This is a genomic window from Methylobacterium sp. J-059 (genome assembly GCF_022829485.1).
Classification (GTDB): Bacteria; Pseudomonadota; Alphaproteobacteria; order Rhizobiales; family Beijerinckiaceae; genus Methylobacterium.
The window spans coordinates 1-25,382 of the sequence record NZ_JAKSYA010000088.1 but is presented as its reverse complement, the minus strand read 5'-3'; the positions used below and the strand labels follow the sequence as shown (position 1 = coordinate 25,382).

The 25,382-nt window shown below is 70.5% G+C and carries 24 protein-coding genes; 16 read left to right on the top strand and 8 right to left on the bottom strand.

Annotated elements, in window-relative coordinates; all coding sequences use genetic code 11:
- Nucleotides 1–57: 57 nt before the first annotated feature.
- From MKK55_RS09485 to MKK55_RS09475, 3 genes are read right to left on the bottom strand one after another with little or no spacing between them, the layout of a single operon-like run.
- Entirely contained in the window at nt 58–594 is a 537-nt protein-coding gene (locus MKK55_RS09485) for an HPr kinase/phosphorylase (RefSeq protein WP_243934414.1), read from the bottom strand.
- Nucleotides 595–602: 8 nt separating this feature from the next.
- A complete protein-coding gene (locus MKK55_RS09480; RefSeq protein WP_409566040.1) occupies nt 603–2,408 on the bottom strand; it encodes a stimulus-sensing domain-containing protein in 1,806 nt (601 codons plus the stop codon).
- Nucleotides 2,409–2,428: 20 nt separating this feature from the next.
- The gene (locus MKK55_RS09475; RefSeq protein WP_147728688.1) at nt 2,429–3,139 is read right to left on the bottom strand and encodes a response regulator transcription factor; all 711 of its coding nucleotides are present in this window, start codon (nt 3,137–3,139) and stop codon (nt 2,429–2,431) included.
- 301 nt (nt 3,140–3,440) lie between these two features.
- Here MKK55_RS09475 and MKK55_RS09470 point away from each other — a divergent pair, with 301 nt between their 5' ends.
- Nucleotides 3,441–4,238: a HugZ family protein gene (locus MKK55_RS09470; RefSeq protein ID WP_243934412.1), complete on the top strand. Its 798-nt coding sequence runs from the start codon at nt 3,441–3,443 to the stop codon at nt 4,236–4,238.
- 59 nt (nt 4,239–4,297) lie between these two features.
- Here the strand turns inward: MKK55_RS09470 and MKK55_RS09465 are convergent, their stop codons facing one another.
- Nucleotides 4,298–4,561, bottom strand: coding sequence for a hypothetical protein (locus MKK55_RS09465; protein ID WP_243934411.1), 264 nt, complete (start codon nt 4,559–4,561; stop codon nt 4,298–4,300).
- A gap of 271 nt (nt 4,562–4,832) precedes the next feature.
- Here MKK55_RS09465 and lepA point away from each other — a divergent pair, with 271 nt between their 5' ends.
- From lepA to MKK55_RS09400, 13 genes are all read left to right on the top strand, one after another.
- A complete protein-coding gene (gene lepA, locus MKK55_RS09460) occupies nt 4,833–6,638 on the top strand; it encodes a translation elongation factor 4 (RefSeq protein ID WP_147726221.1) in 1,806 nt (601 codons plus the stop codon).
- A gap of 106 nt (nt 6,639–6,744) precedes the next feature.
- Entirely contained in the window at nt 6,745–7,038 is a 294-nt protein-coding gene (locus tag MKK55_RS09455; protein ID WP_243934410.1) for a nucleotidyltransferase family protein, read from the top strand.
- 41 nt (nt 7,039–7,079) lie between these two features.
- Nucleotides 7,080–7,385, top strand: coding sequence for a DUF86 domain-containing protein (locus MKK55_RS09450; protein ID WP_243934409.1), 306 nt, complete (start codon nt 7,080–7,082; stop codon nt 7,383–7,385).
- Nucleotides 7,386–7,518: 133 nt separating this feature from the next.
- Nucleotides 7,519–9,252: a ubiquinone-dependent pyruvate dehydrogenase gene (poxB, locus tag MKK55_RS09445; protein WP_243934408.1), complete on the top strand. Its 1,734-nt coding sequence runs from the start codon at nt 7,519–7,521 to the stop codon at nt 9,250–9,252.
- 72 nt (nt 9,253–9,324) lie between these two features.
- Entirely contained in the window at nt 9,325–10,344 is a 1,020-nt protein-coding gene (locus MKK55_RS09440) for an NADP-dependent oxidoreductase (protein ID WP_243934405.1), read from the top strand.
- A gap of 62 nt (nt 10,345–10,406) precedes the next feature.
- Nucleotides 10,407–11,150 (top strand): (Fe-S)-binding protein, encoded by a 744-nt coding sequence (locus MKK55_RS09435; RefSeq protein WP_147726217.1) that lies wholly within the window; start codon nt 10,407–10,409, stop codon nt 11,148–11,150.
- The gene (locus MKK55_RS09430; protein ID WP_243934403.1) at nt 11,147–12,730 is read left to right on the top strand and encodes a lactate utilization protein B; all 1,584 of its coding nucleotides are present in this window, start codon (nt 11,147–11,149) and stop codon (nt 12,728–12,730) included. Before MKK55_RS09435 ends, MKK55_RS09430 begins: the two co-directional genes overlap by 4 nt.
- Nucleotides 12,727–13,341, top strand: coding sequence for a lactate utilization protein C (locus MKK55_RS09425; RefSeq protein ID WP_243934401.1), 615 nt, complete (start codon nt 12,727–12,729; stop codon nt 13,339–13,341). The genes MKK55_RS09430 and MKK55_RS09425 overlap by 4 nt, the downstream gene beginning before the upstream one ends.
- A gap of 85 nt (nt 13,342–13,426) precedes the next feature.
- Entirely contained in the window at nt 13,427–14,287 is an 861-nt protein-coding gene (locus MKK55_RS09420; protein ID WP_243934399.1) for a transglutaminase-like domain-containing protein, read from the top strand.
- Between the two features lie 81 nt (nt 14,288–14,368).
- Nucleotides 14,369–15,751 (top strand): ethanolamine ammonia-lyase subunit EutB, encoded by a 1,383-nt coding sequence (locus MKK55_RS09415; protein ID WP_147858919.1) that lies wholly within the window; start codon nt 14,369–14,371, stop codon nt 15,749–15,751.
- The gene (eutC, locus tag MKK55_RS09410; RefSeq protein WP_243934397.1) at nt 15,748–16,527 is read left to right on the top strand and encodes an ethanolamine ammonia-lyase subunit EutC; all 780 of its coding nucleotides are present in this window, start codon (nt 15,748–15,750) and stop codon (nt 16,525–16,527) included. The genes MKK55_RS09415 and eutC overlap by 4 nt, the downstream gene beginning before the upstream one ends.
- Nucleotides 16,528–16,884: 357 nt before the next feature.
- Entirely contained in the window at nt 16,885–18,615 is a 1,731-nt protein-coding gene (gene ilvD / locus MKK55_RS09405) for a dihydroxy-acid dehydratase (protein WP_243934396.1), read from the top strand.
- Nucleotides 18,602–19,498: a tetratricopeptide repeat protein gene (locus MKK55_RS09400; RefSeq protein WP_147842963.1), complete on the top strand. Its 897-nt coding sequence runs from the start codon at nt 18,602–18,604 to the stop codon at nt 19,496–19,498. The genes ilvD and MKK55_RS09400 overlap by 14 nt, the downstream gene beginning before the upstream one ends.
- A 147-nt stretch (nt 19,499–19,645) precedes the next feature.
- Here the strand turns inward: MKK55_RS09400 and MKK55_RS09395 are convergent, their stop codons facing one another.
- The gene (locus tag MKK55_RS09395) at nt 19,646–20,269 is read right to left on the bottom strand and encodes a glutathione S-transferase family protein (protein ID WP_147726655.1); all 624 of its coding nucleotides are present in this window, start codon (nt 20,267–20,269) and stop codon (nt 19,646–19,648) included.
- A 202-nt stretch (nt 20,270–20,471) separates the two neighbouring features.
- Here MKK55_RS09395 and MKK55_RS09390 point away from each other — a divergent pair, with 202 nt between their 5' ends.
- Nucleotides 20,472–21,644 (top strand): zinc-dependent alcohol dehydrogenase, encoded by a 1,173-nt coding sequence (locus MKK55_RS09390; protein WP_243934394.1) that lies wholly within the window; start codon nt 20,472–20,474, stop codon nt 21,642–21,644.
- A 63-nt stretch (nt 21,645–21,707) separates the two neighbouring features.
- Here MKK55_RS09390 and MKK55_RS09385 read toward each other — a convergent pair whose 3' ends face one another.
- Nucleotides 21,708–22,733, bottom strand: coding sequence for a GNAT family N-acetyltransferase (locus MKK55_RS09385; protein ID WP_243934392.1), 1,026 nt, complete (start codon nt 22,731–22,733; stop codon nt 21,708–21,710).
- 151 nt (nt 22,734–22,884) lie between these two features.
- A complete protein-coding gene (locus MKK55_RS09380; protein ID WP_243934391.1) occupies nt 22,885–23,271 on the bottom strand; it encodes a DUF2780 domain-containing protein in 387 nt (128 codons plus the stop codon).
- A 137-nt stretch (nt 23,272–23,408) separates the two neighbouring features.
- Here MKK55_RS09380 and MKK55_RS09375 point away from each other — a divergent pair, with 137 nt between their 5' ends.
- Nucleotides 23,409–24,953, top strand: a complete 1,545-nt coding sequence (locus MKK55_RS09375) for a helicase HerA-like domain-containing protein (protein WP_243934390.1) — start codon at nt 23,409–23,411, stop codon at nt 24,951–24,953.
- A gap of 32 nt (nt 24,954–24,985) precedes the next feature.
- Here MKK55_RS09375 and MKK55_RS09370 read toward each other — a convergent pair.
- The coding region (locus tag MKK55_RS09370) for a DUF2252 family protein (RefSeq protein ID WP_243934389.1) at nt 24,986–25,382 on the bottom strand (397 nt) is incomplete at its 5' end.

Here is a 25,382-nt window from a genome sequence, read left to right as displayed (position 1 = left end):
AGTCGCGACGTTTTGATCGCCCGTCGCCGCGATCATGCCACGCAAGTGAGCACCGCGCTACGGGGCCGCGCGGGTCCGGTCGACGGGAAGCGCCGTGTGCGACTGCGAAGACACGCTGAGCTCGGCCAATGCCCGTTCCGCAAGCACCAGGCTGGGTGCGAGGCCGGCCTCGCGCACCGCGCGGTCGATCCGGAGCGCGGGCAGGGCGATGCCGAGGATCGTGGCCTCGCCATCCGGCGCATCGGGCAGGCGCGGCTCGCCAGCGACGAGGTCGACGACGAGCCGCAGGACGCAGGCCTCGACGCTCTCCACCGCGACGATCCCGTGGCCGCGGATCTCGATCCGCCCGGCGATGGCGGGATGCGGGCGTGCCACGACGCGCCCGTGGCACCGCGCGAGGCGCACCCGGTCGTCGCCGACCAGGGCCGCGAAGCCGCCCCGAAGGGTGGCCCGCTCGATCAGCGCCAGGGCGAGGCTCGACTTGCCGGCGCCCGCCTCGCCGCGGAGCAGCACGCCCGCCTCGCCGACCACGACGCAGGTGGCGTGCACGGTGACACGCTCCGCATCCGTCGCATCGTGCGATGCGCGGCGCACCGGCCCGATCACGCCGCCGACAACTGCCGCGGCGCCGCCGGGATCCGCACGATGAAGCGGGCGCCGCGGACCGTCGGCTCGCCGTCCTCGTCCGCCGGGCCGGGGCGGTTCTCGGCGCGGATCGAGCCGCGATGCGCCTGGACGATCTGGCGGGAGATCGAGAGGCCGAGCCCCGAGTTCTGGCCGAAGCCCTGCTCGGGACGGTCGGTGTAGAAGCGCTCGAAAATCCGCTCGAGGGCGTGCTCGGGGATGCCCGGCCCCTCGTCCTCGCAGATCAGCTCGATGTCGCCGCGCACCCGGCGCAGCGCCACGCGCACCTTCGCCTCGGTCGGCGAGAACGAGCGGGCGTTGTCGAGGAGGTTGTTCACCACCTGCCCGAGCCGGCTGTCGTGCCCGATGATTGCGAACGGCGTGTCCTGGTCGCCGGCCGGCGCGTCGACGTCGAGCTGGATCAGGCAGTCCTTGGGGCGCTTGCGCTCGTTGGCGACCGAGACCACCGTGGTCAGGAGCTTGCGCAGGTCGACCTTGCGCGCCTCGGCGCGGGCGAGCTCGGCGTCGAGCCGCGAGGCGTCGGCGATGTCGCTGATCAGGCGGTCGAGGCGCTTCACGTCGTGCTGGATGATCGCCATCAGCCGGCTGCGCGAATCGTCGTTGCGGGCGAGCGGCAGGGTCTCGACCGCGCTGCGCAGGGAGGTCAGCGGGTTCTTCAGCTCGTGGCTGACGTCGGCGGCGAAGCTCTCGATCGCGTCGATGCGCCGGTAGAGCGCCTGCGTCATGTCCCGCAGGGCGCCCGAGAGGTGGCCGATCTCGTCGGTGCGGCTGGTGAAGTCGGGGATCTCCTCGCGGGTCTTGATCCCCATGCGCACCTTCTCGGCGGCCTCTGCCAGCCGCCGCACCGGGCCGGCGATGGCGCCGGCGAGCAGGATCGAGAGCACCACCATCACCATCGCGGCGACGAGGAAGACCTGGAACAGGCCGAACCGCTCCGAGGCGATGACGCGGTCGATCGCGTCGCCCTGCGTCGAGAGCAGCAGCGCGCCGCGCACCGCCCCCGAGCGCTGGATCGGCACGGCGACCGACACCGTGGTCTCGCCGAGCCCGTTGCGGCGCACGAGGCTGCCGCGGGCGCCGTTCAGGGCGGTCTGGACCTCGCGCAGGGAATGGCCGTTCGTCGGCCCGATCTCCTCCTGCGGCTTCACCCGCTCGCCGAACAGGCCGAAGCTCCACGCTTGCGCGACCTCGAAGGCGCGCTCGAGCAGGGAGCGCTTGCGGATCTGGGGCGTACCCGCGGCGCCCTCGGGCCGGTTGAACAGCGAGCGCGTGTCGAACAGCAGGCCGCCCTCGCTGTCGTAGACCCGCGCGCGGTTGCCCGTCGGGGTCACGAGGCGGCGCAGGAGCGGCGCGACCTGCTCCGGGTTGAGCGAGAAGGCGAGCGGCTGCGATTCCTCGTCCGGCGTGTTGCTGCCCTCGCCCGCCTGCTGCTGCAGCAGCTTGTCGGGGTCGATCCGGATCGTCCCGGTATCGACCGAGGCCGAGGAGGCGATGGCGCCGGCGATGATGTCGCCCTGGATCGCCAAGCTCTGCACGCGGGCCTGGATCAGCCCCTGCCGGAACTGGTTCAGGTACAGGAACCCGACGAGCAGCGCGATCAGCCCGACGAGGTTGAGCACGACGATGCGGCGGGTCAGGCTCGACGAGGCCCGCTGACCGATCGCATCCCAGGAGGCCCGCGGCCATGCGAGCGGGCCGCGGCGCGGCTCTTCATCGGTCTGCGACGTCACGACGGTCCGGTGTTCGAGAAGCGATCGAGGCATTCGGGGCGGGGCGCGGAGCTTCAGCCTTCCTTGAAGCGGTAGCCGACGCCGTAGAGCGTCTCGATCATGTCGAACGCGGTGTCGGTCACCTTGAACTTCTTGCGCAGGCGCTTGATGTGGCTGTCGATGGTGCGGTCGTCGACGTAGACCTGGTCGTCGTAGGCCGCGTCCATCAGCGCGTTGCGGCTCTTCACGACGCCCGGGCGGTGGGCGAGCGCCTGCAGGATCAGGAACTCAGTCACCGTCAGGGTCACCGGCTCGCCCTTCCAGGTGCAGGTGTGGCGCTCCGGGTCCATCATCAGCGAGCCGCGCTCGAGCGAGCGGGCGGCGGCGTCCGCCTCGCGGGCGGCGGCGCCCGGGCCGTCCTTCGGGGCGAAGCGGCGCAGCACCGCCTTCACCCGCTCGACCAGCAGCCGCTGCGAGAACGGCTTATGGATGAAGTCGTCGGCGCCCATCTTGAGGCCGAACAGCTCGTCGATCTCCTCGTCCTTCGAGGTCAGAAAGATCACGGGAAGGTCCGATTTCTGCCGCAGGCGCCTGAGAAGCTCCATCCCGTCCATGCGCGGCATCTTGATGTCGAAGATCGCGAGGTCGGGCGGCGAGTGCTTGAGCCCGTCGAGGGCCGAGGCGCCGTCGGTGTAGGTCTGGATCCGGTAGCCTTCGGTCTCCAGGGCGATCGACACCGAGGTGAGGATGTTGCGGTCGTCGTCGACGAGGGCGATGGTCGGCATGCGCGTTCCTTGACTGATCGGGGCGGTGCGGCGCGTGACGAGGGCCTGCGTCGCCGCCTCCGGCCCCGGACGGGGCAGGCAAAAACGCGAACGCGACGACGAGTCGTATGACCGTGTCCGTTTCGCGCGGAAGGTCTGGTGCTTTAAGCCGAAGTTTCGAAAAAAGCGAGCGGCCATGGTAGCTTGGCCGTATCCGGGCGATGCGCCGCGTCCCCCCGGCCTCGTCGGCGGCCGCGATTTCGCCCTATGATGCGGCGGGCGCGGCGTTTTTCCGACGCCGCTTCGGGGAGCGACGGGCGCGATGGCAGAGACATCCGACAGCGTGGGCGAGGCCGAATCGAGTGGGCCGCGCGGGCCGGCGCGGCCGCTTCCGGCGGCCCAGGCCCCGTTCGACGCGATCGGCCTGTCGCGGCGCCTGCTGCGCAGCATCCGCTCCGGCGCGCTGGCGACCCTCGATGCCGACGGCACGCCGTTCGCCTCGCTGGTGACCATCGCCACCGACGTCGACGGCACGCCGCTGATGCTGCTGTCGCAGCTCTCGGCCCACACCCGCAACCTGCTCGCCGACCCGCGCTGCTCGCTGCTGTTCTCGGCAGGCGGCAAGGGCGATCCGCTCGCCCACCCACGGCTGACCGTCGTCGGGCGGGGCCTGCGGACCGACGAGCCGCGCGCGCGGGCCCGCTTCCTCGCCCGGCACCCGAAGGCCGCGCTCTACGCCGACTTCCCCGATTTCGGGTTCTTCGCGATCGCGCCGACGGCGGGCCACCTCAACGGCGGCTTCGCCAAGGCGGCGACGCTGACGCGGGCCGAGCTGCTTCTGGATCTCGCCGGCGCGGAGGCGATCGTGGCCGGCGAGCGCGGCGCGATCGAGCACATGAACGCCGACCACGCCGACGCGCTGGCGCTCTACGCGGCCTCGGAGGGAACGGCCGCGTGGCGCCTCACCGGGCTCGACCCGGAGGGCATGGACCTGCTGGCCGGCGACCGGACCGCGCGGGTGACGTTCCCGGACACGGTCCGCGACATTGGCGCCTTGCGCAAGGTTCTCGTGGTCATGGCCGCCGAAGCGAGGGCGGCGGCCGAGACGCCGCGGCCCTGAAGCCCACGCATCCCCGCTCGGCCGGCATGCCGCGCGGGCCGACGACGGGGGGAGGGGCCTCAGACCTCTTCGGCGGCCGACTTTTCCGTCTCGGCCTCGTCGCCGTCCGTCTCGGCGTCCTCGGTCTCGGCTTCGGCGGCCTCCGGCTCGGGCTGAGCTTCGGCGCCGGGCGAGGGCCGGGTGCGGCGGCGGCTCCAGCCGGGCGTCGCGCGCGGCGCGCCGCGGGTGACTTCCTCGTTGCCTTCCAACACGCGCTTCACCCGCGCGTTGAAGTCCGACATCGAGATGCTGGGCGAGCGCCCGTTGGGGGGAGTGCGAGCCATTCGGGGGCCTTCCGCTTCGTAGCCCAAGGCACGGGATTGCGCGGAGGGAAGCTCTCTAGATAGGGCGGAACGTGCGGAAACCGAAGGGCCGAGGCGCGGAGCGCGGCGCTGAGCGGGTCTGCACGCCCTCTTTCGCCCCGCGACGACGCCCGCGCTTGGCGCTCTCCCCCGCGGCTGCTATCCCGCGGGCGACCGACACCGCCTCCTCACATCAGACGGCGCGCAGCGATGGCCCTTCGGCCGGCCGCACGCGCGCCGGAGATCCGCATCGATGACGACTACGCCGATCGACAACATCCGCAACTTCTCGATCGTCGCGCATATCGACCACGGCAAGTCGACGCTCGCCGACCGCCTGATCCAGACGACGGGTACCGTGGCGCTGCGCGACATGAGCGAGCAGATGCTCGACTCGATGGACATCGAGAAGGAGCGCGGCATCACCATCAAGGCGCAGACCGTGCGCCTGGAATACAAGGCCGAGGACGGCAAGAACTACGTCCTCAACCTGATGGACACGCCCGGCCACGTCGACTTCGCCTACGAGGTCTCGCGCTCGCTCGCCGCCTGCGAGGGCTCGCTGCTGGTGGTGGATGCGAGCCAGGGCGTCGAGGCGCAGACGCTGGCCAACGTCTACCAGGCGCTCGACGCCAACCACGAGATCGTCCCGGTCCTCAACAAGATCGACCTGCCGGCCGCCGAGCCCGAGCGCATTCGCGCGCAGATCGAGGAGGTGATCGGCATCGACGCCTCGGAAGCGGTCGCGATCTCGGCCAAGAGCGGCCTCAACATCGAGGCGGTGCTGGAGGCCATCGTCAAGCGCCTGCCGCCGCCCAAGGGCGACCGCGACGCGCCCCTCAAGGCGCTGCTGGTGGACAGCTGGTACGACGTCTACCTCGGCGTCGTCGTGCTGGTGCGCATCGTCGACGGCGTGCTCAAGAAGGGCATGAACATCCGCATGATGCGGGCCGACGCGGTGCACGGCGTCGACAAGATCGGCGTGTTCCGGCCGAAGATGGCCGACATCGGCGAGCTCGGGCCCGGCGAGGTCGGCTTCTTCACCGGCTCGATCAAGGAGGTCGCCGACACCCGCGTCGGCGACACGCTCACGGAGGACAAGCGCCCGTGCAAGGAGATGCTGCCGGGCTTCAAGGACGTGCAGTCGGTGGTGTTCTGCGGGCTGTTCCCCGTCGACGCGGCCGAGTTCGAGACCCTGCGCAGCGCCATGAGCAAGCTCCGGCTCAACGACGCGTCGTTCTCCTACGAGATGGAGACCTCCGCCGCGCTCGGCTTCGGCTTCCGCTGCGGCTTCCTCGGGCTCCTGCACCTCGAGATCATCCAGGAGCGCCTGGAGCGCGAGTTCAACCTCGACCTGATCTCGACGGCGCCCTCCGTCGTCTACCACCTTCAGATGACCGACGGCACGGTGAAGGAGCTGCACAACCCGGCCGACATGCCGGACGTGATGAAGATCACGGCGATCGAGGAGCCGTGGATCCGCGCCACCATCCTCACGCCGGACGACTACCTCGGCGGCGTGCTCAAGCTGTGCCAGGACCGGCGCGGCACGCAGGTCGACCTCAACTACGTGGGCAAGCGCGCCATGGTCGTCTACGACCTGCCGCTGAACGAGGTGGTGTTCGACTTCTACGACCGCCTCAAGTCGATCTCGAAGGGCTACGCGTCGTTCGACTACCACATCTCCGACTATCGTGAGGGCGACCTCGTCAAGATGTCGATCCTCGTCAACGCCGAGCCGGTCGACGCCCTCTCGATGCTGGTCCACCGCTCCCGCGCCGAGCATCGCGGCCGCGCCATGTGCGAGAAGCTGAAGGACCTGATCCCGCGCCACCTGTTCCAGATCCCGGTCCAGGCGGCGCTCGGCGGCAAGATCATCGCCCGCGAGACCATCAAGGCGCTGTCCAAGGACGTGACCGCCAAGTGCTACGGCGGCGACATCTCGCGCAAGCGCAAGCTCCTGGACAAGCAGAAGGAAGGCAAGAAGAAGATGCGCCAGTTCGGGCGCGTCGAGATCCCGCAGGAGGCGTTCATCGCCGCGTTGAAGATGGACGATTGAGCTTTTCGGCGCCCTGGGGTTCACTGGGCCGTGTGACGGAATCGGTGCGGCGACCCACGCGCTGTACCGGCGGCGCGGCCTTCGTGCCGGGTGACGGTGATACGCGATGCAGCGCAGCGAAGTGATCGCCAGACTGACTGAGCGGGCGGGGCATCTTCAGGAGGCCGGCATACTCGCGCTCTACCTTTTCGGCTCCGTCGCCCGTGACGAGGCCGGCCTCGACAGCGACGTCGACCTGTTCGTCGACCCGCAATACGAACGGTTCGGCTTCGTCGAATTGTTCAGGACGGAGGCCTACCTGGCTCAAGCCCTCGGCTGCCGGGTCGACCTGACGACGCGGGAAGGGCTGCATCCTCAATTGCGGGCCGAGATCGAACGCGAGGCCATCCAGGTCCTGTGATGAAGCGGTCGGCGATTGCGCGCCTCACGGACATCCTGACGATGATCGACGCGGCGGCGGACATCGTCGCGGGACGAACGTTGGCCGATTATCGCATGGACTTGGTGATGCGCCTCGCCGTCGAACGATGTGTCGAGATCGTATCGGAAGCGAGCCGGCACGTGCCGCCGGATGCGAAGACACGCTTTCCGTCCGTACCGTGGTCCGAGATCGCAGCCGTCGGCAACAAGCTTCGGCACGAGTACAATCGCATCGACGACCTCATCCTTTGGAAGATCGCGACGGTGTCGCTTCCCGAGCTTCGCCCGATCATCGCGGCGATCCTGAGCGAGGCGTCGGCTGGCTGAGCGGCGCTGCGCGCGACGCCCGCCATCGGCGCGACGTCGTGGCGAACGCGGCATCCGTCACCGGCCCCGATCCACGAGCCGGAACCGCGCTGCACCGCAAAAGGTTCGCCCTCCGAAAACCGGAGCCGAACCGATGCGGATCACCACCGTCGCCGACCACGTCGTCGAGACCCTGCAGGAGGCCGGCGTCCGGCGCATCTACGGGGTCGTCGGCGACAGCCTGAACGCGATCACCGAGGCGATCCGGGCCCGCGGCGTGATCGCGTGGATCCACGTCCGCCACGAGGAATCCGGGGCCTTCGCCGCCGGCGCCGAGAGCCAGATCACCGGCGAGCTCGCGGTCTGCGCCGGCTCGTGCGGCCCCGGCCACGTCCACCTCATCAACGGCCTCTACGATTGCCACCGCTCGCGCACGCCCGTCCTGGCGATCGTGGCGCACATCCCGTCGGCCGAGATCGGCTCGGGCTACTTCCAGGAGACGCACCCGACCGAGCTGTTCCGCGGCTGCAGCCACTACTGCGAGCAGGTCTCCGACCCCGCCCAGCTTCCCTACGTGCTGGAGAACGCGATGCGCGCCGCGATCGGGCAGCGCGGCGTCGCGGTCGTCGTCATCCCCGGCGACGTCGCGCTCAAGGACGCGCCGGCCCGCGCGGTCGCGACGAAGGCTGGCCTCGTGCCCCCGAAGCCAGTGGTGCGGCCGGCCGAGGCCGACCTGGACGCGCTCGCCGCGCTCCTCAATGGCGCGAAGAAGATCACGCTGCTCTGCGGCCGGGGCTGCGCGGGCGCGCATGCCGAGCTGCTGCAGCTGGCCGAGGCCCTGAAGAGCCCGATCGTCCACGCGCTCGGCGGCAAGGAATACGTCGAGTACGACAACCCCTACGACGTCGGCATGACCGGGCTGATCGGGTTCTCGTCCGGCTACGCGGCCATGCACGGCTGCGAGACCCTGTTGATGCTCGGCACCGGCTTTCCCTACAAGCAGTTCTACCCGGCCGACGCGAAGGTGGCGCAGGTGGATCTGCGCCCGGAGGAGCTCGGGCGCCGCTGCCGGCTCGACCTCGGCCTCGTCGGCGACGTCGGCGCCACGATCCAGGCGCTGCTGCCGAAGCTCGCGGTCAAGACCGACCGCGCCTGGCTCGACGGCAGCCTCAAGCACTACGCCAAGGCGCGCGCCGGCCTCGACGAGCTGGCGGAGGGCAAGCCCGGGCGCAAGCCGATCCACCCGCAGCACCTCACCCGTCTCTTAAGCGAGGCGGCCGCCGACGACGCGGTCTTCACCGCCGACGTCGGCACCCCGACGATCTGGGCGGCGCGCTACCTCAAGATGAACGGCCGGCGCCGCCTCATCGGCTCCTGGGTGCACGGCTCGATGGCCAACGCCATGGTGCAGGGCATCGGCGTCCAGGCGGCGGCCCCGCGGCGCGAGGTGATCGCGCTCTGCGGCGACGGCGGCTTCAGCATGCTGATGGGCGACTTCCTGACGCTGCGCCAGCATCGGCTGCCGCTGAAGGTGGTGGTGTTCAACAACGGCTCGCTCGGCTTCGTCGAGATGGAGATGAAGGCCGCGGGCTACCTCGAGACCGGCGTCGCGCTGGACAACCCCGACTTCGCCGCGATGTCGCGGGCGGCCGGCATCTTCGCGATCCGCGTCGAGGATCCGGGCGAGCTGGAAGGCGCGATCCGCGAGTTCCTGGCCTTCGACGGCCCGTCGCTGCTCGACGTGGCGGTGGCGCGCAACGAGCTGTCGATCCCGCCCAAGATCGACGGGCAGCAGGTCAAGGGCTTCAGCCTCTACATGCTGCGCGCGGTGATGAGCGGACGCGGTGACGCGGTCCTCGACCTCGCCAAGACCAACCTGATTCGATAGACCGGATTGAAATCGTTCCAGGGCGCGCCGCGGCGCGCGCATGGCGCGTTCGAGACATTCGGGAGGGCGCGCATGGCCCGGCAGCGGAACATCTGGCGCCTCGCGCGCCGCCCCGTCGGCACGATCGCCGAGGGCGACCTCGCCTACGGCTCGGAGGCGCTGCCCGAGCTGCAGCCCGGGCAGTTCCTGCTGCAGGTCCTGTACCTGTCGCTCGATCCGACGAACCGGATCTGGATGAGCGATGCCGAGCAGTACATGCCGCCGGTCGGCCTCGGCGAGCCGATGCGGGGCCTCGTCGCCGGCCGGGTGGTCGAGAGCCGAAAGGACGGGGTCGAGGTCGGTGCGCTCTATGCCGGGATGGGCGCCTGGGCCGACCACATGGTCACCGACGGCCAGGGCCTGCAGCCCCTGGCCCTGCCGCCGGGCGTGCCGCTCTCGGTGGGCTTCGGCGTGTTCGGCCTCGTCGGCCCGACGGCGTATTTCGGCCTGCTCGACATCGGCCGCCCCAAGGCCGGCGAGACCCTGGTGGTCTCGGCCGCCGCCGGCGGCGTCGGCCAGATCGTCGGGCAGATCGGCAAGATCAAGGGCTGCCGGGTGATCGGCATCGCCGGCGGCCCGGAGAAGTACCGGTTCGTCGTCGACGAGCTCGGGTTCGACGCCGCGATCGACTACCGCAACGAGGATGTCGGCGCCCGTCTCGACGCGCTGGCGCCCGACGGCGTCGACATCAACTTCGAGCAGGTCGGGGGGGCGGTCTCCGACGCGGTGTTCGCCCGGATGCGCCTGTTCGGGCGGATGCCGCTGTGCGGCCTGATCGCCTCCTACAACGACACCGCGGAGCGCCCGGGGCCAGCGGCGTCCGCGGCGTGGCGGCAGATGCTGATGCGCCGGCTCACGGTGCAGGGCTTCATCGTCACCGACTACGCCGCGCGCTGGGACGAGGCGGTGCAGGCGCTCGGCGGCTGGATGGCGGAAGGCCGGATCAAGACCCGGCAGGACGTCCGGCCGGGCCTCGAGCGGGCGCTCGAGCACCTCGACACCCTCTACACCGGCGGCAACTTCGGCAAGCTGCTGGTCGAGGTCGGCGCCTGAGGGCGTCGGCGAACGGCCGATGCGGACGGCCGGGGGAATCGGCCGAGGAAGATGGCAGGAACATGCGGATCGGACTGTTCGTCCCCTGTTACGTCGACGCCTTCGAGCCGGAGGTCGGCATCGCCACGCTCGAACTGCTGGAGCGACTCGGGCTCGATGTGGCGTACCCGTTCGACCAGACCTGCTGCGGCCAGCCGATGACCAACACCGGCTGCCACGCGGAGGCCGCCGCCACGGAAGCCCTGTTCGTCAAGAACTTCGCCCCGTTCGATTACGTCGTCGCGCCCTCGGGCAGCTGCGTGCACCAGGTCCGCGAGCACCTCACCGCGATCCCGCAGACGGAGGAGGTGGTCGGCGTGCGGCGCAAGACCTTCGAGCTGGTCGAGTTCCTGCACGACGTGCTGAAGATCGAGGAGTTCCCCTGGGCGTCGTTCCCGCACAAGGTCGCCTACCACTCGAACTGCAATGCCCTGCGCGGCATCCACCACGCCCGGCCCTCCGAGATCGTCGCGCCGCCCTACTCGAAGCCGCTCGACCTGCTCTCCAAGGTGAAGGGCATCGAGATCGTGTCGCTGACGCGGCCCGACGAGTGCTGCGGCTTCGGCGGCACCTTCTCGGTGTTCGAGCCGGCGGTCTCCGCCAAGATGGGCTACGACAAGGTGACCGATCAGGCGCGCGCCGGGGCGGCCTACGTCGTCTCGGCCGATTCCTCGTGCATGATGCACCAGAAGGGCTGCGCCGAGCGCCTCGGCGTGCCGCTGAAGTACATCCACATCGCGCAGGTCCTCAACGGAGCCGCCGCATGAGCATCGAAGATCTCACGCCCCGCGAGACCGGCGGCATGATCCATCCCGAGGTCCGCGCGCCCGTCGACGAGAGCGAGCGCCACCAGGACGGCGGCCGCCTCCAGCACGCCGAGGCGGCCTCGAAGCCGATCGCCGCGCCGAAGACGCGCGAGCCGCAGCCGCGCGGGGCCAAGATCCGCGGCAACCGGCCGATCGACCAGGGCGAGGCCGCCGAGCGCTTCCTCGCCGCGCCGCTGCATCAGGCGGCGCACGACGAGCGCCTGTGGGACCTGCGCAAGAAGCGCGACGTCTCGGCCCACGGCATCCCCGAATGGGAGGAGCTTCGCGAGATCGCCTCGAGCATCAAGGCGCACACGCTGAGCCGCCTCGATACCTATCTCGAGCAGTTCGAGGCGGCGGCGAAGGCCAACGGCGTCCACGTCCACTGGGCCGCGGACGGGGCCGACCACAACCGCATCGTGCTCGAGATCCTCCGCAGCCACGGCGCGAGGACGCTGGTGAAGTCGAAGTCGATGCTCACCGAGGAGTGCGGCTTCCGGCACCACATGGCAGCCAGCGGGATCGAGATCATCGAGACCGATCTCGGCGAGCGCATCCAGCAGCTCGACAACGAGGAGCCGAGCCACATCGTGGCGCCGGCCGTCCACAAGACCCGGATGGACGTCGCCGAGGTCTTCGCGAAGACGCTGGGCACCGACCCGGACAACGACGACGCCCACTACCTCGCCGAGAGCCAGCGCGAGACCACGCGCCCCTACATCCTCAACGCCGATGCCGGGATGACCGGCTGCAACTTCGCCATCGCCGAGACCGGCACGGTCGTCACCTGCACCAACGAGGGCAACGCCGACCTCTCCGGCAACGTGCCGCCGCTGCAGATCCACTCGATCGGCATCGAGAAGATCATTCCGCGTATCGAGGACCTCGGCGTCTTCATCCGCCTGCTGTCGCGCTCGGCGCTCGGCTCGCCGATCACCCAGTACACCTCGCATTTCCGCGGGCCGCGGCCGGGCACCGAGATGCACTACGTGCTGGTCGACAACGGCCGCTCCGAGCGCCTCGGCATGGAGGAGTTCTGGACCTCGCTGAAATGCATCCGCTGCGGCGCCTGCATGAACACCTGCCCGGTCTACCGCCGCTCGGGCGGGCTCTCCTACGGGGCGACCTATGCCGGGCCGATCGGCCTGATCATCGACCCGACCTTCAACAAGCGGAAATACTCGACGCTGCCGTTCTCCTCGACGATGAACGGCTCCTGCACCAACGTCTGCCCGGTGAAGATCAACATCCATGAGCAGATCTTCGCCTGGCGCAAGGTGCTGGCCGAGGAGCACCAGATCCCGCTCCTGAAGCAGGGCATGATGAAGGCGGCCGGCGCCGTGCTGAGCCGCCCGGCCGCCTTCCGCGCGGCGATCGGCACGGCGGATTCGGCGCTGCGCGCGCTGCCGCGCTTCGCCGTCTACAACCCGCTCAACACCTGGGGGAAGAAGCGCGAGATGCCCGACGCCCCGAAGCAGAGCTTCCACGCCTGGTACAAGCAGAACCGCATGGCCGGCGCGGCGAAGAAGGACGTGTCGTGAGCGCCGGCACCCGCGCGGCGACGCTGGCCGCGATCCGCCGGAACCGGCCGGCCGGCGACCACCCGCTGCCGCAGGTCCCGGTCTTCGCCCCGCTGGTCGCCGACGACCACGTCGCGGCCTTCACCGAGGCGCTGAAGCGCATGGGCGGGCGCGTGGTCGAGGCCGGCCCCGCCGGCGATTCGCTCGGCCACGTGCGCGAGCGCCTGGACGCGGCGAAGGTCGTCGCCTCCGCCGTGCCGGAACATGCCGGCAACCGCGACCTCTCCGCCGTCACCCGGCCGCAGGCGGTCGACGACGTCGATGTCGCGATCGTGCGCGCCCGCTTCGGCATCGCCGAGACCGGATCGGTGTTGTTCACCGAGGCCGAGCTGGTGGTGAACGCGGTGGCCTACCTCGCCCAGCACCTCGTGGTGCTGCTCGACCCCGCCGACATCGTCGTCAACGTCCAGGCGGCCTACAAGCGGCCGGACTTCGCCGGGGCGGCCTACGCCGTCCTGCACACCGGCCCCTCCGCCACCGCTGACATCGAGGGCGTATTGATCCACGGGGCGCAGGGCGTGCGCTCGCTGACCGTCGTCCTGTTGCCGCGCCGCGACGTTCGGACCGCCTGATCGATCGCGCCGTCGAGCTCGGGGAACCTCGGAACGGGCGTGCTCCTTGCTTGGGCTAGACCCTCGGCAACGCTACGGAGGCCCGATGCGCTACACTCTCGGCTGCAGCCTGTCCTACAACATCCTTTCGGACACGACCTTCATCTTCAACCTGGAGGTCGCGCGCCTGCGAAGCCTTGAGATTCTCAGCGAATCCCTCGTGCTGACGCCGAACCTGAAGCGCGACATCTACACGACGCCCGATCTGCTCAACCGTTACCTCGGCGTCAACGTGCCGATGGGCCAATTCGCGCTGGAATACAACGCCGAGGTCGAGCTCACCGTCCACCGGGCCGACCCGGCGACGATCAACGAGACGCCGATCTCGGCGCTGCCGCTCGACATCCTGCCGTTCCTGCTGCCGAGCCGCTTCGTCTCGTCCGATCGGCTGACGCCGTTCGCCCAGGCCGAGTTCGGCGCGCTGCCGAAGGGGCATCAACGGGTCAACCAGATCTGCAACTGGATCCACGACCACATGACCTACAAGCCGGGCACCAGCGACGGCGAGACCACCGCCGACGAGAGCCTGCTCAAGCGCGCGGGCGTGTGCCGCGACTTCGCGCATATCGGCACCGCCTTCTGCCGCGCGCTGGGCATCCCCGCCCGCTTCGTGTCCTGCTACGCGCACGGCCTGGTGCCGAGCGACTTCCACGCGGTGTTCGAGGCCTATCTCGACGGGCGCTGGTGGCTGTTCGACGCGACCCGCCAAGCCGATCTCGACGGCCTAGTGCGCATCGGCGTCGGCCGGGATGCCGCCGAGATCGCGTTCTCGACGCCCTACGGCAACATGCAGCCGGTCAACCAGCAGATCCGCATCACGCGCTCGGACGGCCTCGGCAGCCCGCCCCAGCGCACGGTCGACGCGATCTCGACGGAGGTGCCGGCGCCGCATGCGGGCGCGGCGTAGGGTTCGCCATCGAACACGGAGGGCATATACTTCTCTTTCCCTCGCGGAGAGGGCCTGCCGCTGGTTCGATAAAGGACTCCCATGGCCTACCGCCACGTCGTCGGCCCGCGCAGCTGGGCGTTCGCCGACCTTGCCGAGCTGATGGCGAAGGCGACGCCGGTCCGCTCCGGCGACCGGCTCGCGGGGCTCGCCGCGGAATCGGCGGAGGAGGGGTCGGCCGCGCGCTGGTGCCTCGCCGACGTGCCGCTGCGCGAGATCCTGGCCAAGCCCCTGATCGCCTACGAGGACGACGACGTCACCCGGCTGATCCTCGACGGCCACGATGCGGCGGCGTTCGCCGAGATCGCGCACCTCACCGTCGGCGACTTTCGCGAATTCCTGCTCGTCGCGACCAGCGAGACGCTGGCGCGAATCGCGCCCGGGATCACGCCGGAGATGGCGGCGGCGGTCTCGAAGATCTCGCGCAACCAGGACCTGATCCTGATCGCCCGGAAGTGCCGGGTGGTGACCCGGTTCCGCAACACCATCGGCCTGCCCGGCACGATGGCCGTGCGGCTGCAGCCGAACCACCCGACCGACGATCCCGCCGGGATCACGGCGGCGATCCTCGACGGGTTGTCCTACGGCTGCGGCGACGCGGTGATCGGCATCAACCCGGCCTCGGACTCGGTGGCCGCGCTGGGCAAGCTCCTCCACCTCCTCGACGCGATCATCCAGCGCCATGCGATCCCGACGCAGGGCTGCGTGCTGACCCACGTCACCACCACCCTCGAGGCGATGAACCGTGGGCTGCCGGTCGACCTCGTGTTCCAGTCGATCGCCGGCACGCAGGGCGCCAATGCCGGGTTCGGCGTCACGCTGGCGATCCTGAAGGAGGCGCACGAGGCGATGCTGGCGCTGAAGCGCGGGACGGTCGGCGACAACGGCATGTACTTCGAGACCGGGCAGGGCTCGGCGCTGTCCGCGAACGCCCATCACGGCATCGACCAGCAGACGCTGGAGGCGCGGGCCTACGCGGTGGCGCGCCCGTTCCGGCCGCTTCTCGTCAACACCGTCGTCGGCTTCATCGGGCCGGAATACCTCTACGACGGCAAGGAGATCATCCGCGCCGGGCTCGAGGACCACTTCTGCGGCAAGCTGATGGGCGTCCCGCTCGGCGTGGACGTCTGCTACACCAACCACGCCGAGGCCGACCAGAACGACATGGACGTGCTGCTGACGCTGCTGGGGGCGGCCGGCTGCACCTACGTGATGGGCGTGCCCGGCGCCGACGACGTGATGCTGAACTACCAATCCACCTCGTTCCACGACTCCCTCTACGTCCGCGAGGTTCTGGGCCTCAAGCGCGCCCCCGAGTTCGAGGCGTGGCTGCACGCCCTCGGGATGACGGACGATCACGGCACGCTGCTGCCCGCCGAGCCGGGATCGCCGCTGCTCGCCGACGCTTCGGGGCTCGCCGCATGAGCGAGGACGCAAAGGTCTGGGCGCGGCTCGCCGGGCTGACGCCCGCCCGGATCGGCCTCGGGCGGGCCGGGAGCGGCCTGCCGACCCGCGAGGTCCTGCGCTTCGGCCTCGCCCACGCCCAGGCCCGCGACGCCGTGCACGCGCCGATGGATGCCGATGCGATCGCACGGGCGATCGGGGCGTTGGGTTTCGCGACGCTCCGGGTCGCCTCGCGGGGGGCCGACCGCGCGACCTACCTGCGCCGGCCCGACCTCGGGCGCGCCTTGGCGGAGGAGGGCCGCCAGGCCCTCGAGCAGGCCGCCGGCGATCCGGTCGATCTCGCGATCGTCGTCGCCGACGGGTTGTCGGCCCGTGCCGTGCACGAGGGCGCGGCCGGTTTCCTTGCGGCCTTCAAGCCGCATGCCGACCGGGCCGGCTGGCGGCTCGCGCCGGTGGTCGTCGCAACGCAGGCCCGCGTCGCGCTCGGCGACGCCGTCGGCAGCGCCCTCAAGGCCCGCGCGGTGGCTGTGCTGATCGGCGAGCGTCCCGGCCTGTCCTCGCCCGACAGCCTTGGGATCTACCTCACCTTCGCGCCGCGCCCCGGCCGCTCGGACGCCGAGCGCAACTGCATCTCGAACGTCCGCCCCGCCGGGCTCTCGCACCCGCTCGCCGCGTTCAAGCTCGACTGGCTCCTGACCCAGGCCTTCGCCCGCGGGCTGACCGGCGTGTCCCTGAAGGACGAGAGCGACGCCGCGCTTGCCGCCCCCGAGCCGACGCGGTCCCTGCCGCAGCCCTGAGCGCCCCGCTCGACGTCCCAGCATTCGCTCGGCCGACGGTTCACCGGGGCGCCGGGCTCGGGAGCGACCAAGTATTCGCGGCGCAAGCGCGGCTGTGGCGATGTCGCAACACCGCGAAAGCATCCCGGGTTTGCCCCGAGACCTGCCTTCAACCGCCGCGATCCCGCCATAAACCGGGACCACCTCAGCATCCGCGGTAAACGGCTTTTCCCCCAACCGGTTACCGCTCGGTTGCGAGCGATTCCAAGAGCGTGGTCGAGCCTCCTCGCGCAACGTCGGTCGACGCTGCGGGACGGTCGTTCGCACCCCGCCGGGGATCGGCCGATGCGTAGCGGACCCGGGGGTGCGGGACAGGTCATGGACGCGCCTACGAACGACAAGTCGAAGCTGCCGAGCCGCCACGTCACGGAGGGGGCCGACCGCGCGCCGCACCGCTCGTATCTCTATGCGATGGGCCTGACCAAGCAGCAGATCCACCAGCCGCTCGTCGGCGTGGCGTCGTGCTGGAACGAGGCCGCCCCGTGCAACATCTCGCTCATGCGCCAGGCGCAGGCGGTGAAGAAGGGCGTCGCGGCCGCCCACGGCACCCCGCGCGAGTTCTGCACCATCACCGTCACCGACGGCATCGCCATGGGGCACGCCGGCATGCGCGCCTCGCTGCCGTCGCGCGAGGTCATCGCCGATTCCGTCGAGCTGACCATGCGCGGCCACGCCTACGACGCCCTGGTCGGCCTCGCCGGCTGCGACAAGTCGCTGCCGGGCATGATGATGGCGATGGTGCGCCTCAACGTGCCGTCGATCTTCATCTACGGCGGCTCGATCCTGCCGGGCTCGTTCCGCGGCCGCCCGGTCACCGTGCAGGACCTGTTCGAGGCGGTCGGCAAGGTCGCGGTCGGCGACATGAGCCTCGACGACCTCGACGAGCTCGAGCAGGTCGCCTGCCCCTCGGCCGGCGCCTGCGGCGCGCAGTTCACCGCCAACACCATGGCCACCGTCTCCGAGGCGATCGGCCTTGCGCTGCCCTACTCGGCCGGCGCGCCGGCGCCTTACGAGATCCGCGACCAGTTCTGCGCCACCGCCGGCGAGAAGGTGATGGAGCTGCTGGCCAAGAACATCCGCCCGCGCGACATCGTCACCCGCAAGTCCCTGGAGAACGCCGCTGCTGCCGTCGCCGCGTCCGGCGGCTCGACCAACGCCGCGCTCCACCTGCCGGCGATCGCGCACGAGTGCGGGATCAAGTTCGACCTGTTCGACGTCGCCGAGATCTTCCGGCGCACGCCCTACGTCGCCGACCTGAAGCCGGGCGGCCGCTACGTCGCCAAGGACATGTTCGAGGTCGGCGGCATCCCGCTCCTGATCAAGACCCTGCTCGACCACGGCTTCATCCACGGCGATTGCATGACGGTGACCGGCCGCACCATCGCCGAGAACATGGAGCACGTCCGCTGGAACCCGGACCAGGACGTGGTCCGCTCGGCCGGCAGCCCGATCACCCCGACCGGCGGCGTCGTCGGCCTCAAGGGCAACCTCGCCACCGAGGGCGCGATCGTGAAGGTCGCCGGCATGCCGCTGGACAAGCAGGTCTTCACCGGCCCGGCGCGGGTGTTCGACGGCGAGGAGGCCTGCTTCGAGGCCGTCCAGAAGCGCACCTACAAGGAGGGCGAGGTCCTGGTGATCCGCTACGAGGGCCCGAAGGGTGGCCCCGGCATGCGCGAGATGCTGTCTACCACCGCCGCGCTCTACGGCCAGGGCATGGGCGACAAGGTCGCCCTCATCACCGACGGGCGCTTCTCCGGCGCCACCCGCGGCTTCTGCGTCGGCCATGTCGGGCCCGAGGCGGCGGTGGGCGGGCCGATCGGCCTGCTGCGCGACGGCGACATGATCACGCTCGACGCGATCAAGGGCACCCTCGACGTGGCGCTCTCCGCCGCCGAGCTCGACGCGCGCCGCAAGGCGTGGACGCCGCGGACCAATTCCGCGACCTCCGGCTACCTCTGGAAGTACGCGCAGACCGTCGGACCCGCCGTGAACGGCGCCGTGACCCATCCGGGCGGCGCCGAGGAGATCCAGAGCTATGCGGACGTCTAGGACCGACCGCGACCGGCCGGACCGGGCCGATCCCCGTCGGTCCCGCGGCGGGCTGAACGTGCACTTGCGCGGCCTCGCGCTCGCCGCGACGGCGGTCGCGACCCTGCTCGCCGGCACGCCGGCGACGGAGGCGCTCGACGCCAGCGTCCGCACGCCCGTGCCGGAGAAGAGCTACCGCAGCGCCAAGGACGCGCTGCGGGCCGGCGTGCGCGAGTACAATGCCGGCGACAAGGAGGGCGCGGCCCGCGCGCTCGAATACGCCGCCGACCAGGGCCACGCGCTCGCCCTGTGGAAGCTCGGCCGGATGTACGCCGAGGGCGACGGCGTCCCGCACGACGACCTGAAGGCGTTCGAGTTCTTTTCGCGGATCGCCGATTCCGGCACCGACGACGGGCCCGACGCGCAGACCTCGGCGGTGACGGCGAGCGCCTTCACCGCGCTCGGCAGCTACTTCCTCGACGGGATCAAGGGCACCTACGTGCGCCCGAACCCCGAGCGGGCCTACGACATGTTCAACTACGCGGCGTCGTATTTCGGCGACCCGAACGCGCAGTACAACCTCGCCCGCCTCTACCTCGACGGCACCGGCGTCGAGGCCGACGCGCGCCAGGCCGCGCGCTGGTTCAACCTCGCCGCCGAGAAGGGCCACCACCCGGCCCAGGCGCTCTTGGGCGACATGCTGATGAACGGCATGGGCGGCGTGCCGGTGCAGCGCGCCCGCGGCCTGATGTGGCTCTCGCTGGCCCGCGAGGGCGTCGAGGGGCGCAAGGACGCGTGGATCGTCGCGCTCTACGAGAAGAACTGGGCGGCGGCCAGCGACGAGGACCGCGCCGAGGCGCAGGCCCAGGTGCAGACGGTGGGCTCGATCAAGCGCCGCCGCTGAACCCGGGCGGGCACGACGGCCCGGCCGGGGCGATGTCATATCCTGCGACGCGAATCGAACCCGGCACGGGTTCCTCCCTCCCCCGCCGAGGGGGGAGGGAGACGCGCTGAACCGAGTCCATCAGTAACGCGGTCTATCGGACGGCGCTCAGCCCTTGCGCGCGGCCATGGCCGTGACGAAGGACGGGCGCGCCAGGATGCCGTCGACGTAGGCCGCGAGCTTCGGCCAGCGGGCGGCGTCGATCTTCGCGTCCGCGAGGTGGAAGTTGTAGAAGCCGGTCGCGATCGCGATGTCGGCGATCGAGAAGGCGTCGCCGACCAGGAACGCGCCGTCGATCCGACCCTCGAGGTGGTCGAACAGCGGCGGCAGGTCGGTGTCGAGCGACTTGGCGACCGCGGCGTCGTCGCAGGGCTTGCCCATCATGTTGGGCTTCAGCACCCGCTCGCGGAACGCCACGACCAGCGGGCCGAACAGCTCCGTGTCGCCGAACTTGTCGTACCAGACCGCGCGGCCGAGCGCCTTCGCGTCGGCCGGCATCAGCGCCGGGTCCGGGTGCTTGCGCTCGAGGTACCACAGGATCGCGGAGGAATCGGCGAGCTTGAAGCCGTCGTCGTCGATCGCCGGGATCTTGCCGAGCGGGCTCGCCGCCTGGAACGCCGCATCGGGCGCGTGGAACATGCAGGGCACGTGCTCGTAGGGCACGCCCTTCTCGGCGAGCGCCACGAGGATCTTGCGGACGTAGGGCGAATAGCCGGTGCCGTAGACGATCATGCTGGTTCTGGACCCATCGGGTTTGCGGAGGGCGTCTCGTAGCACGGATCCCGTCGGCACGGCCGCGACCGGCCCCCCCGGATGCGGTCGGACCGCTGCGGCCATTCGACGGGCCATCGGAACTTGGCCGTACGATCGGGCACTTACCCGCACGAGCCCGCACCTCCGTGGGCCGCGATTCCGCCGTCACGAGAGGATTTCCATGAAAGCGCTGTGCTGGCACGGCAAGGGCGACATCCGCTGCGACACGGTCCCCGATCCGCGGATCGAGGATGCGCGCGACATCATCATCAAGGTGACGTCCTGCGCCATCTGCGGCTCGGACCTCCACCTGATGGACGGCCAGATGCCGACCATGGAGGCGGGCGACGTGCTCGGCCACGAGTTCATGGGCGAGGTCGTCGAGGTCGGGCAGGGCTTCACCAAGTTCAGGAAGGGCGACCGCGTGGTCGTGCCGTTCAACATCAATTGCGGCGAATGCCGCCAGTGCCGGCTCGGGAACTACTCCGTCTGCCAGCGCTCGAACCGCAACGCCGCCATGGCCGCCGCCCAGTTCGGCTACACCACCGCCGGCCTGTTCGGCTACTCGCACCTCACCGGCGGCTACGGCGGCGGGCAGGCCGAGTACGTGCGCGTGCCGATGGCCGACGTCGCGCCGATGCTGGCGCCCGAGGGCGTCGACGACGAGTCGCTGCTGTTCCTCACCGACATCCTGCCGACCGGATGGCAGGGCGCCGAGCATTGCGAGATCAAGGGCGGCGAGATCATCGCGGTCTGGGGCGCGGGCCCGGTCGGCTTGTTCGCGATCCAGTCCGCCAAGATCATGGGCGCCGAGCGCATCATCGCGATCGACACGGTGCCCGAGCGCCTGGCGCTCGCCCGCACCTACGGCGCGACCGACATCATCGACTACGCGAAGGAAGACGTGTTCGAGCGGATCAAGGAGATCAGCAAGGGCGAGGGCGCCGACGGCGTCATCGACTGCGTCGGCATGGAGGCCAGCGCCGGCCATGGCGTCGCCAGCCTCGTCAACACGATCCAGGAGAAGCTGACCTCGACCGAGCGGCCCTACGCCCTGATGGAGGCGATCAAGGCGGTGCGCCCCTGCGGCATCGTCTCGGTGCCCGGCGTCTACGGCGGCCCGATCCGGGTCAACATGGGCATGATCGTCCAGAAGGGCCTGACCATGAAGAGCGGGCAGACCCACGTGAAGCGCTACCTGGAGACGCTGACCAAGCTGATCCAGGAGGGGAAGATCGACATGACGTCGATGATCACCCACCGCTCCACCAACCTCGCCGACGGGCCGGACCTCTACAAGACGTTCCGGGACAAGAAGGACGGTTGCGTGAAGGTCGTGTTCCACCCGAACTAACCGACGGGGCGATGCTGGCGCGGTCCGGAACGGACCGTCGCCGGCGTCGCTCGCCGCGGGGGCTCACGCCGCCCGCGCGTTCGCCGTCGGCGCGAAATGGCCGAGGTAGCGCGTGCCGATCGCCGTCACCGGCAGCACGACGAAGACGTCGGTGGTGCCGAACTGGCGGTCGATCACCGCCCCGTCGCCGAAGGTGGCGCCGACGCGGAGATAGCCCTTGATCAACGGCGGCAGCGCCTGCAGGGCGGCCTTCGGGTCGATCGCCTCGCGGTCGAGCCGGTCCATCGGCACGTAGCGCTCGGGCAGCGCCCGGGCCCGCCAGCCGTCGGGCGCACGGGCATGGTGGTGCAGGAAGCTCAGGGGAAGCGCGAGGCGGGAGGGATCGGTGCCGTCGAGGCTGGCGCAGCCGATCAGCGCGTCGATGCGGTGGTGCAGCACGTAGGCGTAGATGCCGGCCCAGAGCAGCTCGACCGTGCGCTTGGTGCGATAGGGCTTCAGCACGCAGGAGCGGCCGAGCTCGAGCAGGCGCTTGCTGGGATGGGCCGCGAGCAGCGGCGCGATGTCGAACTCGGAGGCCGAGTAGAAGCCGAAATGGCGCTCGGCCGCCTCGCCGCGGAGCAGGCGATAGGTGCCGACCACTTTGGGCCGCGCCTTGCGGAACGGCTTCGCGTCGGTCGCGGCGTGATCGATCACCAGAAGGTGGTCGCAGACTGCATCGTAGGCGTCGACGTCGCGCCGCGACAGCATCGCCATGCCGCTGGGGATCGCCGACATCTCCTCGTAGAACACCTGGTAGCGCAGCCGCTGCGCCCGGCGGATCTCGGACTTGCGGGTGGCGAGGCACACCTCGAGGCTGCCGATGCGGCCGAGGCTCGGGCCCAGCTCGGGGAGGGGCTTGCCCGCACCCTTGGCCTTGAAGCGGATCGGCGTGGCGCCGGGCGGGGTCAGGCTGCGGCCACCGAAGCCGGGCAGGGTGCCGTCGGCCGACTTGCGCTTCAGCTTCGCGATGGGGGACTCGACGCTGTCCCAGCCGTTGGCCCGGATCGCGTCCCAAGCGGCGGAGGCCCCACGCGTAAACTTCGCGACCATGGTCGACGCCCATTCCGGGTCGGGAGCGCGCCCCCGCGGGGCGGCCGGCTCCAGGCCCTGGAACCGGACACAATCACGAAGGCCGCACGCTTTTATGACAGGCCCGCGCCGGCGCCCGTGAGCGTCCCGCGAGCCCGAAGGCCGTCCGGTCTCAGACGAACTGGCTGAGGCCGGGGACGGAGCCGACGATCGGCCCCATCACGTCCTCGCCGGCCTTCTCGCGGCCGTAGGCGAACAGCTCCTGGCCGAGCGGCTGCATCTGGCCCATCGGCACGCCGGCCGCCATCAGCTTCTGGCCGAGCGCCATCACGCCGCCGCCCATCATGCCGCCGAGCCTGCCCATGAGGCCGCCGCCGCCCTCGTCGGCGTTCGAGGTCGCGACCAGGGATTCGGCGCCCGGCATCGCCGCCATCAGCTGGCTCACCTCCGTGGCGGGGCCCTCCTTCTGGAGGAACGCCAGGATGTGCCCGATCGCGGTCTGCGCCGTCGCGGCATCGAGCCCGGTGCGGTTGGTCACGCGGGCGATGAGTTCTTCCATGATCGGCAGCTCCCGAGGGTGTTTCCTCGTCCTTCGGGCTTAGGGAAGCAGAAATCAAGCAAAACGGCCGCGCATCTGGCAAAGCCGGTCTTCGGCCGGCATAACCTTCACCGGTGGTGCGAAGGGGATTGGGCGTGATGGCGGGCGACGGCAGCATCCTCGTTGGAAAAAGCATCCCGAAGACCGGCGCGCCGAAGCCCGAGGTGCTGACGCTCAAGCTCGCCAACCGGCACGGGCTGGTGGCCGGCGCGACCGGCACCGGCAAGACCGTGACGCTGCAGGTGATGGCCGAGGGCTTCTCCAATGCCGGCGTCCCGGTCTTCGCAGCCGACGTGAAGGGCGACCTCTCGGGCCTGGCGGCGGCCGGGGAATCCAAGCCCGTCTTCGTCAAGCGCGCCGAGGAACTCGGCATCGCCTACGAGCCCGACCGCTTCCCGACCGTGTTCTGGGACCTGTTCGGCGAGCAGGGCCATCCGATCCGCTGCACCGTGACCGAGATGGGGCCGCTGCTGCTGGCGCGGCTGCTCGAGCTCAACGACACGCAGGAGGGCGTGCTCAACATCGCCTTCCGCGTCGCCGACGAGAACCAGTGGCCGGTGATCGACCTGAAGGACCTGCGCGCGCTGCTGGCCTTCTGCTCGGAGAACCTCAAGACGATCTCCGGCCGGTACGGCAACGTCTCGGCGGCGTCGGTCGGCGCGATCCAGCGCCAGCTCCTGATGCTCGAGAACCAGAACGCCGACCGGTTCTTCGGCGAGCCGGCCCTCAACCTCGAGGACTTCATGCGGACCGACCGCGACGGGCGCGGCGTCATCAACATCCTGGCCGCCGACAAGCTGATGCAGCGGCCCCGGCTCTACGCCTCGTTCCTGCTGTGGATGCTCTCCGAGCTGTTCGAGCAGCTGCCCGAGGTGGGCGACCTGGACAAGCCGAAGCTGGTGTTCTTCTTCGACGAGGCGCACCTGCTGTTCAACGATGCGCCGAAGGCGCTGCTGGACGCGGTCGAGCAGGTGGTGCGGCTGATCCGCTCGAAGGGCGTCGGCGTCTACTTCGTGACGCAGAACCCCCTCGACGTGCCCGAGACGGTGCTGGGCCAGCTCGGCAACCGGGTCCAGCACGCGCTGCGCGCCTTCACCCCCCGCGACCAGCGCGCGGTGAAGGCCGCCGCGGAGACCTTCCGGCAGAATCCCGGCTTCGACGTCGCGGAGGCGATCACGCAGCTCGGCGTCGGCGAGGCCCTGGTCAGCTTCCTGGAGCCGAAGGGCACGCCCTCGGTGGTCGAGCGCGCCTTGATCGCGCCGCCCCAGGGGCGCGTCGGCCCACTGACGCCGGCGGAGCGCGCCGACTTGATCGCCCGGAGCCCCCTGCGCGGCAAGTACGATGCGGCGATCGACAGCGAGAGCGCCTACGAGATGCTGGCCAAGCGCAAGAATCTCGACGCCGCCCCAGCCGAGGCGGCGCAGGCCTCGGAAGGCGGCCTCGGCGGGTTCCTCGGCGGCATCATGGGCAGCGTGTTCGGCACGCCCGCCGCCAAGGGTGGCGGCAAGGGGGGCCGCAAGGCGCCGCAGAGCCTTGCCGAGCAGGTCGTGTCGAACGCGGCGCGCTCCATGGCGCGCAGCGTCGGCACCCAGGTCGGCAACGCGATCCTGCGCAACGTGCTCGGCGGGCTGACGAAGCGGTAGCAGGGAGCGGGCGCGGCGCGGGCCGCGCCGGGTCACAGGCAGGGATCGGGTGCCGCCTCGAGCCGGCCCGCCTCGATCGCGGCGAGGAAGGCCTGGTAGTCCGCCGCGTTCCGGTCGCCGTAGGCGTGCGCCCAGTCGGCCAGCGCCTCGCGCAGGTCGGCGTGGCGGTCCTTGCCGCAATAGCCGGCGATGGCCGCCGCGTCGCCGGTGCGGGCATGCGCGCGGGCGAGCAGCGCGCCGTAGGCCCAGGAGAAGTACAGCAGCGGCTGCCCGGTCATGCAGGAGACCGGGATCTCGCCCTTCATGTTCTTCATCTGCCGCACGTAGAACGGGCGGTCGGCGATCGTGGTCCAGCCGAGCAGCGGGTCGCCGACGCCCTGGAGCAGGCGCTGGCCGTAGATCACCCGCTCGCCCTCGTGGCTGGCATAG